This is a genomic window from Candidatus Enterococcus myersii (genome assembly GCF_017316025.1).
Taxonomy (GTDB): Bacteria; Bacillota; Bacilli; order Lactobacillales; family Enterococcaceae; genus Enterococcus_C; species Enterococcus_C montenegrensis.
In genome coordinates this window covers 50,977-62,981 of sequence record NZ_JAFLVT010000008.1, presented here as the reverse complement: position 1 = coordinate 62,981, position 12,005 = coordinate 50,977, and the positions used below count along the sequence as shown (strand labels likewise).

The 12,005-nt window shown below is 37.5% G+C and carries 12 protein-coding genes; 4 read left to right on the top strand and 8 right to left on the bottom strand.

The genetic code is table 11. The features are described 5' to 3' along the window. Positions 1–13: 13 nt before the first annotated feature. From arsB (JZO76_RS05680) to JZO76_RS05655, 6 genes are all read right to left on the bottom strand, one after another. Positions 14–1,099, bottom strand: coding sequence for an ACR3 family arsenite efflux transporter (gene arsB / locus JZO76_RS05680; protein WP_016173361.1), 1,086 nt, complete (start codon positions 1,097–1,099; stop codon positions 14–16). Between the two features lie 10 nt (positions 1,100–1,109). Then, positions 1,110–2,168 (bottom strand): ACR3 family arsenite efflux transporter, encoded by a 1,059-nt coding sequence (arsB, locus tag JZO76_RS05675; RefSeq protein ID WP_016173360.1) that lies wholly within the window; start codon positions 2,166–2,168, stop codon positions 1,110–1,112. Between the two features lie 91 nt (positions 2,169–2,259). Then, on the bottom strand, positions 2,260–3,987 hold the full coding sequence (gene arsA / locus JZO76_RS05670) for an arsenical pump-driving ATPase (RefSeq protein WP_029487386.1): 1,728 nt from the start codon (positions 3,985–3,987) through the stop codon (positions 2,260–2,262). A gap of 34 nt (positions 3,988–4,021) precedes the next feature. Further along, positions 4,022–4,396, bottom strand: a complete 375-nt coding sequence (gene arsD / locus JZO76_RS05665; RefSeq protein ID WP_029487385.1) for an arsenite efflux transporter metallochaperone ArsD — start codon at positions 4,394–4,396, stop codon at positions 4,022–4,024. After that, complete coding sequence (locus tag JZO76_RS05660) at positions 4,374–4,721, bottom strand: ArsR/SmtB family transcription factor (protein WP_016173357.1); 348 nt, start codon at positions 4,719–4,721, stop codon at positions 4,374–4,376. Before JZO76_RS05660 ends, arsD begins: the two co-directional genes overlap by 23 nt. A gap of 187 nt (positions 4,722–4,908) precedes the next feature. Then, positions 4,909–5,733 (bottom strand): helix-turn-helix domain-containing protein, encoded by an 825-nt coding sequence (locus JZO76_RS05655; RefSeq protein ID WP_029487384.1) that lies wholly within the window; start codon positions 5,731–5,733, stop codon positions 4,909–4,911. A 218-nt stretch (positions 5,734–5,951) separates the two neighbouring features. On the opposite strand from JZO76_RS05655, the gene JZO76_RS05650 reads away from it, so the two are divergent. Beyond that, positions 5,952–6,242 (top strand): helix-turn-helix domain-containing protein, encoded by a 291-nt coding sequence (locus JZO76_RS05650; protein WP_003128904.1) that lies wholly within the window; start codon positions 5,952–5,954, stop codon positions 6,240–6,242. Positions 6,243–6,289: 47 nt separating this feature from the next. Further along, on the top strand, positions 6,290–7,477 hold the full coding sequence (locus JZO76_RS05645; RefSeq protein ID WP_029487383.1) for a tyrosine-type recombinase/integrase: 1,188 nt from the start codon (positions 6,290–6,292) through the stop codon (positions 7,475–7,477). Positions 7,478–7,568: 91 nt separating this feature from the next. Here JZO76_RS05645 and rpsI read toward each other — a convergent pair whose 3' ends face one another. After that, entirely contained in the window at positions 7,569–7,961 is a 393-nt protein-coding gene (gene rpsI / locus JZO76_RS05640; RefSeq protein WP_206903211.1) for a 30S ribosomal protein S9, read from the bottom strand. A 15-nt stretch (positions 7,962–7,976) separates the two neighbouring features. Continuing rightward, positions 7,977–8,423: a 50S ribosomal protein L13 gene (gene rplM / locus JZO76_RS05635; protein WP_303754245.1), complete on the bottom strand. Its 447-nt coding sequence runs from the start codon at positions 8,421–8,423 to the stop codon at positions 7,977–7,979. A 462-nt stretch (positions 8,424–8,885) separates the two neighbouring features. Here rplM and JZO76_RS05630 point away from each other — a divergent pair, with 462 nt between their 5' ends. Both JZO76_RS05630 and argH read left to right on the top strand, forming a co-directional pair. After that, positions 8,886–10,100 (top strand): argininosuccinate synthase, encoded by a 1,215-nt coding sequence (locus JZO76_RS05630; RefSeq protein WP_242595801.1) that lies wholly within the window; start codon positions 8,886–8,888, stop codon positions 10,098–10,100. A gap of 301 nt (positions 10,101–10,401) precedes the next feature. Further along, positions 10,402–11,793 carry an argininosuccinate lyase gene (gene argH / locus JZO76_RS05625; protein WP_206903209.1) on the top strand — a complete coding sequence of 464 codons (1,392 nt, stop codon included), beginning with the start codon at positions 10,402–10,404 and terminating at the stop codon, positions 11,791–11,793. Positions 11,794–12,005: the final 212 nt, after the last annotated feature.

Below are 12,005 nucleotides of genomic sequence, written 5' to 3'. Positions count from 1 at the left end.
CTATGCACCCCAACTACTCATATAGATTTTCAATTTGGTTAGTATCACCTGACTTAACAAACCATGACTTAGTATTGTTGGAAATCTTTACTAATAGCAACATGATCGGTACCTCAACTAACACTCCTACAACTGTTGCTAAAGTCGCGCCAGACTGTAGGCCGAAAAGTGAAATCGCAACAGCAACCGCTAGTTCAAAGAAATTGCTCGCACCAATCATTCCAGCTGGTGAGGCAATCTCATGAGGCAACTTCCAAAACCTTGACCACCCATAGGCAATAGTAAAAATTAGTAGCGTTTGAATGGTTAGTGGAATTGCAATTAATAAAATATGAATTGGATTGGCTAATATTTTTTCACCTTGAAAAGAAAAAATAATAATCAACGTTAGCAATAATCCAATGATTGTAACAGAGTCAAATTTCTTTAAAAAGACATCTTCGAAATAGTACTTACCTTTATTTTTTATTATCATTACTCTAGTAACGAAACCTAGAAGTAGTGGCACTACTACAAAAAGAACTGTAGATAATAGCAATGTTCCCATTGGAACAACAACATTGTCCACACCAAGTAGAAACGCTACAATGGGTGCGAATAGAATCAAAATAATTAAATCATTGATCGCTACTTGTACCAGAGTGTATGCTGCGTCACCTTTCGTTAGATAACTCCATACAAATACCATAGCTGTACAAGGTGCAGCACCTAATATAACAGCACCAGCAACGTACTCTTTTGCTAATTCTATAGGTATAAGATTCTTAAAAATCACATAGAAGAAAAAAGCGGATATAGCATACATTGTAAAAGGTTTGATTAACCAGTTTGTCACGCAGGTAACAACTAATCCTTTAGGCTTTTTGGCTGCACTAACAATACTAGTGAAATCAATCTTCAACATCATTGGATAAATCATTAACCATATCAAAATTGCTGTAGGTATTGATACCTGATAATATTCAAACTTACTTAAGGTGTCAGGAACGCTCGGCAAAAATTTTCCAATTAGCACCCCAATAACCATACACACAATTACCCATAACGTCAGATATTTTTCAAAAATACCTAATCCTTGTTTTTCATTCTCTGAACTCATTTATTTCCTCCTAATGGCTTGCGCCTTCTTTCGAAAAATATTTTTGTTTAAATTTTAAAGCAACATTCACTAAAGCAATTAAAACTGGAACTTCGACCAAGGGGCCAATAACCGCCGCAAATGCTTCACCCGAATTGATCCCAAATACACCTACTGCTACGGCTATCGCTAGTTCAAAATTATTACTTGCAGCCGTAAAAGATAACGACGCCGCGATTGGATAACTTGTGCCCATTTTTTTTGAGAGTAAAAATGATACAAAAAACATAATTACAAAATAGAATAGTAGTGGGATAGCAATTCGAACTACATCTAATGGCAACTCAATCACTTTTTCACCCTTTACGGAAAACATTACGATAATTGTAAATAGTAATGCAACCAAAGTTATTGGGCTTATTTTAGGGATAAACTTAGTTTCAAACCATTTTTTCCCTTTCATTTTGATCAAAATAAATCTTGAACTAAAACCTGCAATAAATGGGATTCCCAGATAAATAAAAACGCTTTTGGCAATTTCTCCCATTGTAATATTAATCGTATGTGTCTCTAAACCAAGCCAGTTCGGTAATACTGTGACAAAGATATATGCAAATAATGAGTAAAATACAATTTGAAAAATAGAATTAAATGCTACTAATCCAGCTGTATACTCGTTGTCTCCTTGGGCAAGCTCACTCCAGACGATTACCATAGCAATACATCGAGCAAGCCCAATCATAATTAACCCAACCATATAACTTGGATAGTTGTGCAAAAAGACTACTGCTAAAACAAACATAATAATTGGACCGACAATCCAATTTTGAACTAGTGAAAGTAAGAGTACCTTCCAATCCTTAAAAACACGCCACATTTCTTCATATTTTACTTTTGTAAGTGGTGGGTACATCATCAAAATTAAACCTATTGCAATTGGAATCGAAGTCGTCCCAACTTCTAAATGATTTATTACTTTAGGAATATTGGGAAAAAAATACCCCATTCCTATACCAATTGCCATTGCAATAAAAATCCATAATGTCAAATATCGATCTAGTAAAGACAATTTCTTAGTTACTTGATTCATTTTTCCATCTCCAGCAGAATAAAAAATTTATTTTCCTCAAACGAATAGATGAACCTATATATAGATTGTTATCTATATATAGGTCAAAAAATTAATGAACTAATTTTGCGTCAAAGTTAGGAACCCACTCTGTTACCGCAAAATGCCCATCTGAAAGATCTTTTACTTTATTGATCCACTCAATTTCATTTGTAGCGCGCGCCTTTAATACTTCATTGGACGTATCGGTAGCATACATACTTTGATTGACTAGCCACCAAGTATGAGCAATCTTTGCACGATTCAAATCTTCATCTAAACGCATCGATTCGTACACTGGCGTTGTTTCAGGCAGAGTAACCATCAATACTTCCGTTTCATTGCTATTTTGTAATCTTGGTAATAGCTTTTGAATCGACAATGGCACTTCGCCAGAACTTCTTTCAACTTCTTTGGCATAGCTTTGCGTGGAATCCAAAAGAAGCAATGTGTGTCCTGTTGGAGCGGTATCTATTACCACAATTTCATTTTCTGACTTATCTACAATTTCCGCAAATGCTCTAAATACTGCAATTTCTTGCGTGCAAGGTGAACGAAGGTCTTCTTCGACATAAGCGACATCATCCGCATTCATCGTCAGACGAGCTTTTGAAAGAACCTCTTTTTTGTAAGATTCTAGTTCCTGTTCTTCATCGATATGGCTGATTGAAATTGGCAACTCATTCGAAATAAAAAGATTTAGATGATCGGCAGGATCCGTTGTCGCTAAACGAACTTTTTTACCTGATTGTGCCAATTTTTCTGCGATTTGAATAGCAACAGTTGTCTTGCCAACGCCACCTTTTCCCATCGTAAAAATAATCTTTTTATTCGTTCGAATAAACTCACTCACAATAAAATCTAACGTTGGAAACTCAATCGGTTCCTGTTCATGTTGGTGAACAGCTGGCTGTTGATTACTCAATAAAATTTGAAGCTTATCTATTCCTGCAACGTTATATGGGCGAAGTGGAATATAGTACTTTTCTAATTTGCTCAAAGGCTTTGGCATTTCTTCTAGATCACTTTGTTGTTCACCGTAGATTACCTGAGAAATCACATCATCAGGATTATTCAATAATCCGTTAACCACTAGTAATTGATTCTTAATCCCTAATTTCAATAGTTCCTCGGAAGCACGTTCAGCTTCAATTAGTGGTGCTTTTTGCGGTCTGGTCACTAAAATTAAAGATGTTTGGGTTGCATCTGTAAGTGTCTCCACTGCTTTTTCATATATCTCTTTTTTATCACCCAATCCGGATAATTGTCCCAAGCAAGAAACTCCAGTTGTATTTTCATCCAGATAATTATTCCAAGCAGAAGGTAATTGTAGCATTCTTAGCGTATGCCCAGTGGGGGCGGTGTCAAAAATTACATAATCAAATTGCTCTGCAACTTCTTTATCAGTTAAAAAGTTCGCAAACTCGTTAAAAGCAGCAATCTCTACTGTACAAGAGCCTGATAATTGTTCTTCCATATTAACTAGTGCACTATCTGGTAAGATTCCCCGATAAGGACCGACAATACTCTCTTTGTATTCTTCTGCCGCTGTGATTGGATCAAAATTTGCAACTTTCAAATGGCTAATTCCGTCAACCGTAGTCGGTTTATTTGTTAATTTTGTTTGGAAAACATCTTGCAGGTTTGAAGCCGGGTCTGTGCTGACTAGCATAACCTGGTTGCCGTCTTCCGCTAAAGATGTCGCCGTGGCACAAGCCGTAGTCGTTTTCCCAACCCCACCTTTACCTGTGAAAAACAGATATTTAGTTAATTCTATCTTTTTTGGTATATATTGAAGCATTGTATCTCCTCCCTTTCCCTTTTAAAGAGGTCTATTAACAACAGCCTTCGCTCCCATTATTCCCTCCACAGCAGCTACCAGAACTAGCTGATTGAACTACAAAGCGAACCTCTCCATACTTTCCGAATTCCTCTAAGGTTGGATAAGAACCTTCTTTGACAATTTTTCCATCTAATAAGGTTATCGGCAAAATATCATTACCATTTTCTTGAAGCAACTTCAAGATTGTTGGATTTTTGACAAAAGCATCTGGATCACTGGTTAAATTGTGACGAGAAGCGTCAATTGAATCCAGTCCTTCGAAATTTTCAAATACTGAGGTTACCATTAGTAATTCTTCATCAACTGATGGACCGCAGACTCCTGTTGAACAACACATTGCTGGTTCAAATAGCTCCAATTTTTTCATCATTTTTTTCCCCTTTACAATTACAATTTAGTTTATTACAAATGCAATCATCTTTATCAGAAAACAATTGCATCATTGAACCCATAAATTGATCGGCGAAGCTTTCCGTTAATTGATAATGATGCCATATTTTATCCTTAGTCACTGTGACAATCCCAGCCTTTTCTAATACTTTCATATGATGTGAAAGAGTTGGCTGAGTGAAGTCAAAGTGATCTAAGATATCGCAGGCACACAAACTACCGCAAGACAATATATCAATGATTTTTAAACGTTTTGGATCAGCAAGAGCCTTAAGCATTATCGATATTTCATCATAATTCATATCTTCTACTCCTTTACATAGATGGATGTCTATGAATAATATAGATGAACATCTATGTATTGTCAATCGCTTCTGTCTTTTTATTTCTTACTTTACTTTGAAACCTTTACTGCAAAAATGTAAATACTACCTATCACTCAAAAAGTAATAGATGGTATTTATCAAGTAATTATACGTATCAACCGCACTATTTCAATTTTAAAAAATAAATTTGCATTCTACTTGCCTCAGATTTAAAAGCCTTGTATATAAAATTCGTAGTATCTTCGTTCTTAACTTCAAATCGTTTTGACTGGCTGTTATAACTATACTCAACAATATTCAATTTTTCCTGCGCACGTTCAAAGCCATAGTAAATAATTCTAGACTTAGTTAAGTCTACACCTAGCATTGGAAAAGCTCGTGTAAAATAATCAATTTCAATTTGATTCCTTAAATCCGGAAAATTATGGTATAGATATTTTTGTCGCTTCGCAAATGTATAAGGCAACAAATGAACTCGGTTGTTCTTAACGTCTACATAGGCATAATAACGTGGTGATGGATCCAATGGGTCATTAGCCGCGGCCGCCGTATAAAGAGAATCTGTTCCTTCAACTTTGGAATACGTTAGATACGGATCATTTCTCTCCACTAACATACCGGAATCCATAATTCCTTGCAGAAACTCCATAATCGTCATTTCATCATAGACATCCACTTTTTGCTGTTTCAAGAATACCAACATTTGTTGTAGAAATGCTGGATTCACTTGTAACTGAAAATGGTCCTTCAATAAATTTGTTAGTACTTCCTCTGGCGTCCCATACAATAGCTCTTCTACCGTCGTCTTACCCAATAAGGCGATTTTTTTTAGTTTATCTTCTTTGGGCAGATTAATTCCTCGCTCCCAATTATTAACTGTGGTTTTGGGAGAATTACTGATTAGCTCACCAAACTGAGCCATACTGTAGCCTAAATCCGTCCTTATTTCACGGATTTTTTTTGCTACTCTTTGTTGATCAACTTTCATAGTCCTCATCACTCCGATATTTTTCTAGTTTAATCATATCAAACTTTCTTAATAATCGAAATACAAAAGTACTTATTTTCGAACTTTATTTTATTGACATTCTATCGAATTGGGTGTACGATAAACAAAAGTACTTTTATAAGTACTTTTGAAATGCCCTTTGAAAACTGAATAGTACCTTTCTTCTTTTCACTTCTAGATCGGAGGTAGATCAATCAATGGCAGTTGAAATTACACTTTCGCCTGATCAAGAGACGAGTTTAAGAGAATATATGTATACCTTAATGGTAGATGAAGTGAGAAACGCACGAATAGCCGTACATTTAGAGAATCGCTATTTATCAAAAAAAGAGACTTGTGAGTATTTAGGTATCGCCAACAACACGCTTGATAAATGGATTGATGCAGGACTTCCCATGATACATCTTTGGGGTGTTGTACGATTCCAGCGAGAAGAGATAGATAAATGGCTAAGGGAGTATTCCAAAGCACAGCAAGGCGCTGTATGATGAGTGTGTAGTGATACTGATATGCCATTTTTGAAAGGAAGATAGAAATGGCAATTAGTCTAATGGAAAATGGCTCGTATAAAGTCAATGTTTATATGGGGGCGGATGCTTCTCGATATGTGGCTTATGCGGACAGCAAACATGAAGCAGAGATTTTAGAAACAGAAGCAAAACTAAAAAAATTGAAAGGAGAAGTGAAAAAGAAGAAAGGTTCTTATACATTCAAAGAGGTTTACCAAATGTGGTGGGATAAGAAATACACCGTTACACAACATCATGAGCAGTCTACTTTGGATCGAACTAAGACTTGCTTTGAGAAGAGAATTCTTCCTTACTTAGGGGATGTTCCGATTAATAAGATTACCTATGACCTATTAGAAGATACCCAAATTTTGTGGGCATTTGGCAATGAGGAAAAAGGCATTAAACCTTATGCTAACTATAAACACTGTGTCTCCTACACCAAACAAGTATTACGCTATGCCCTAGTGAAAGGTTATATCCAAAAGAATCCCTATGATTTGTTGGAGATGCCTGTAAATGCAGACCTAAAGAACAAAAAGGAAAAAAAACGTCAGCAAAAGTACTATTCTAAGGAACTCATCCAACAAGTGTTAACTTTGATGAAGCAAGAATATGGGGTGCGAGACTATACGTTACTTTCTTTGATTTATCAATTAGGGGCAGCCAAAGGAGAAATTTATCCCTTGGTCTGGTCAGATATTGATTTCAAAAACAAGACGATTTCCCTCATGCATAAATTGGTGAAAAATAAAGCTACCGGAAAATACGAACGTGTAAAAGGGATGAAAAACTCCTATCGATTTCGAACGATTCCAGTAGCAGATTCCGTTATTAATCTATTGGCAAAATGGAAAAAGGTTCAATTTAATGAACTTCAACAAGTCAATATTTTTCCAACCGATGATCAATTTATCTTCACTTATACAACTCAAAAGGGAGAACTGAATCAACCTTTGCATCCAGACTACCTTAACAATAAACTTGATGCCCTTTCAAAGAAATTTGACCTTCCAAAAATAACACCCCACGGCTTACGACATACTTTTGTCAGTGACCTTTTAAACAATGGTGTGGATGATTTAATCGTAAAATCTCTAGTCGGTCATGCGGAAACGTCAGAGATTACACGAAATGTTTACGGGCATGTAAATCCAGAAGTTCAGAAAGAAACCGTCAAGCACTTGGAGGATTACCGGCAAAAAACAAGTTGAAAAAAATAGTCGTAACCAAACTCGTAACCAAAATAAAAAAAGCACCTTCCAACTGAATGGAAAGTGCTTGAAATCGTTGGTATAACAACGATTAACGTTTAGAGAATTGAGAAGCTTTACGGGCTTTCTTAAGACCTGGTTTTTTACGTTCAACCATACGAGCGTCACGTGTTAATAGACCAGCGCGTTTTAATGCAAGACGGAAGTCAGGATCAACTTCTAATAATGCACGAGAAATACCGTGGCGGATTGCGCCAGATTGTCCAGCATAGCCCCCACCGTTTACGTTTACGATTACATCGTAAGCGCCAGTTGTTTCAGTTACGCCAAATGGTTGGTTGATAACTAAACGTAGGTCAGCATGTGGGATATATTCTTCAACGTCTTTTTTATTGATAGTAATTTTACCAGTACCTGGTACCAAACGTACGCGAGCTACTGCATTTTTACGACGGCCTGTGCCGATATATTGAGCTTGTGCCAATGAAATTCCCTCCTATTAAATTAAGTTTGTGATGTCTAATACTTCTGGTTGTTGAGCTGCATGTGGATGTTCAGCGCCACCGTAAACGTGTAGCTTCATGCCTTGTGCGCGACCCAAAGTGTTTTTAGGAAGCATACCTTTTACAGAAGTTTCGATCAAACGACGAGAATTTTTAGCACGCAATTCACCAGCTGAAACTTGTTTCAAGCCGCCAGGATGATTTGAGTGACGGTAGTAAATTTTATCAGATGCTTTTTTACCTGTTAATTTCACTTTGTCAGCGTTAATGACGATTACAAAATCACCTGTATCCACATGGGGGGTGAAAGTTGGTTTGTTTTTACCGCGTAAGATTGAAGCAACGACTGCTGAAAGGCGTCCCATTGGAACATCAGTAGCGTCTACTACATACCATTTACGTTCTACTTCGCCTGGTTTGGCCATATATGTTGTACGCAAGATTTTTTCCTCCAATTTCAATTTCGAATGTTTACAATCACTTGAGTTTCCGGGGCTCTTTGTGGGGTAAACAATACCATTTAACATAATAACGGTAAAACTGCGCAAAGTCAATCAAAAGTCGCGGCTTTTCCCAGTATTTTTAAACTTTATTTTTTCCTGCCATTATTTCCCTACTATAGTAATCAAATTTTTTTGAAAAAGACATTTTCAACAAACAGTCCTTGTTACATTTTATTCCATCATTTTTCAGAAAATGATTTTTAGATTTCTTTAAGCGATTTTGTTCTTTTATACAAACCAAACTTTATAAACCAGCTATTTTTGTATAATTTATGCTTTTTTAAAAATATTTTGTATAAATATTTATATTTTTGCTTGCTTTTTAATTTTCAATTTGATACGATAGCGTCAACACATTTTTACTCACACTGAAAAAAGCACAACAGAAAGGGCGTATTTATTATGAAAGAGAAGGTTGTATTAGCATATTCAGGAGGACTTGATACCTCCGTATCCATTAAGTGGTTGACCGATGAAGGGTATGACGTCATCGCGTGTTGTTTAGATATTGGGGAAGGAAAAGATACGGCGTTTATTAAGGAAAAAGCGTTGCAAGTGGGGGCAATCGCCTCTTATGCCATCGACGCTAAAGACGAGTTCGCCGAAGAGTATGCCTTAATTGCATTGCAAGGCCACACTTTTTACGAACAGTCTTATCCTTTAGTATCTGCACTATCCCGACCGTTAATTGCGAAAAAATTAGTTGAACTAGCCCGATCAACTGGCGCTACAACGGTTGCACATGGTTGTACTGGTAAAGGAAATGACCAAGTGCGTTTTGAAGTTGCAATCAATTCTTTAGCGCCAGAATTAAAAGTGATTGCACCTGTCCGTGAGTGGAAATGGTCTCGTGAAGAAGAAATTGCTTACGCCGCCAAAAAAGGTGTACCAATTCCAGCGAATTTAGATAATCCTTATTCGATTGATCAAAATATTTGGGGACGTGCGTGTGAGTGCGGCATCCTTGAAGATCCTTGGGCAACACCGCCTGAAGGAGCTTACGAAATTACCACTGCCATTGAAGATACACCTGATACAGCTGATATCGTGGAAATTACCTTTGATCAAGGCGTTCCGGTGGCATTAAATGGTGAAACCTACAATTTTGCTGACATTATTATGGAATTAAATTTAATTGCCGGCAAACATGGCGTGGGGCGAATCGACCACGTGGAAAATCGTCTGGTTGGCATTAAATCCCGCGAAGTCTACGAATGTCCCGGCGCAGTGACTTTAATGAAGGCACATAAAGAATTGGAAGACTTAACTTTTGTCCGTGAAGTAGCCCATTTCAAACCGATGATTGAACAACAATTAAGTAACATTATTTATAACGCATTATGGTTCAATCCACTAACTGACGCTTTAATTGCTTTTCTAAAAGAAACGCAAAAATATGTCAACGGTATCGTCCGCGTTAAATTACTAAAAGGCAACGTGATTGTGGAAGGACGTAAATCTGAAAATAGTTTATACTCTGAAAACTTGGCGACTTACACATCTGCTGATACCTTTGATCAAGACGCAGCGGTTGGCTTCATTAAATTGTGGGGCCTGCCCAGCAAAGTTCACGCTGAGGTTCAAACACAAATGCAAGCAGAAAATTTGGTAAAATAAAGACAAACAGGATATTTATTTTACCGACAATCAACTTTAAGACAAATGGCTGTGCCATAAGTTAGGTAACGATACAAACTCTAAAATTTAACAAATCGAGATTGGAATAGACGTGTTCAGCTTAGAAAAGCTACTGCTGGACCCTCGTTTATCCGTAAATAAGCGCTGTGATTATATTAATTCACAGCCCCAAGATTCGTTACAAATCCAGCGGACTGTAGTTATTTCCGGTTGGATTTATCCCAGAGTTTTCTTACAACTTATGTCGCAGCTTTTTTAACTGACAAACGAGGTGGAGAAAGTGGCAAAATTATGGGGTGGCCGTTTTGACGGTCAAAACGAAGCATGGATTGACGCGTTTGGCGCATCGATTTTATTTGATCAAAAAATGGCAACACAAGACATCAAGGGCAGTTTGGCCCATGTTAAAATGTTGGCCAAAACAGAAATCATTACCGCTGAAGAATCCGCTGAAATCCAGCGGGGGTTAGAAAAACTGCAAGAAAAACTAGCAGCCGGACAATTAGAATTTACCATTGGAAACGAAGATATCCACATGAACTTGGAATCTTATTTGGCCGCAGAAATCGGGCCGGTTGCCGGCAAGCTCCACACTGCCCGCAGTCGTAACGACCAAGTGGCGACAGATATGCATTTATATTTAAAAGATATCGTCAAACAATTGCTACCAAAAATTCAGCATTTTCGCAATGTTTTAGTGGAAAAAGCAGCAGAAAACGTCCACACCGTCATGCCTGGCTATACGCATTTGCAACATGCACAACCTATTTCTTTTGCCCATCACCTGCTGGCTTATTATGAAATGTTGACCCGCGATCAAACGCGTTTTACTGAAAACTTACAGCGAATTGATAGCATGCCACTAGGTAGTGCTGCACTTGCGGGTACGACTTTTCCAGTCGACCGCTTTTTTACGGCTAATGAACTAGATTTTGGCAATATTTATGCCAACAGTTTGGATGCTGTTAGTGATCGTGATTTCATTTTGGAATTTTTAAGCAACAGCGCCATTATGATGATGCATCTCTCCCGCTTTTGCGAAGAGTTGATTTTGTGGTGCTCCCATGAATTTAAGTTTGTGGAATTAACCGACAGCTTTTCTACCGGCAGCTCAATTATGCCTCAAAAGAAAAATCCCGATATGGCCGAGTTGATTCGCGGTAAAACTGGTCGCGTTTACGGCAACTTATTTGGTCTTTTGACCGTTATGAAAGGCTTGCCCCTTGCCTACAATAAGGATTTTCAAGAAGATAAAGAAGGCATGTTTGATACAGCGGAAACGATTTTAACTAGCCTGGATATTATGGCAGGCATGATTGATACCATGAAAGTTAACAAAGAAAATATGGCGCAAGCCACTGAATCGGATTTTTCCAATGCAACAGAACTAGCCGATTACTTAGCCAACCACGGCGTGCCATTCCGCGAAGCCCACGAAATTGTCGGCAAGTTAGTCCTAGCCTGCATTCAACGGGGGATTTTCCTCCAAGATGTGCCGCTGGAAGAATACCAGCAAATCGCACCTGTCATTGAATCGGACATTTATGAAAAATTATCTTCTTATAACGCCGTTAAAAACCGCCACTCTTATGGTGGGACCGGTTTTGATCAAGTAGACAAACAAATCAAAGCCGCTAAAATACAACTGCAAAAAGAAAAAGCTGCCGATTAAACTACGGGCGTCAATATTTAACATAGTCCTGACAATTTTTATCATATAAAAAGTTAAAATATCTGTATTATAGAAGAAAACTTTTGGTCCCTTGCTTTCAGCACCAAAAGTAATCGCCCCATTCTTGCAACTGTGAGCTTTGCGGCAAACTTCTTAATCCAGGTATTTTTTATATTGAACAATAAAATGAACTCAAGGTACCGCGAATGCGC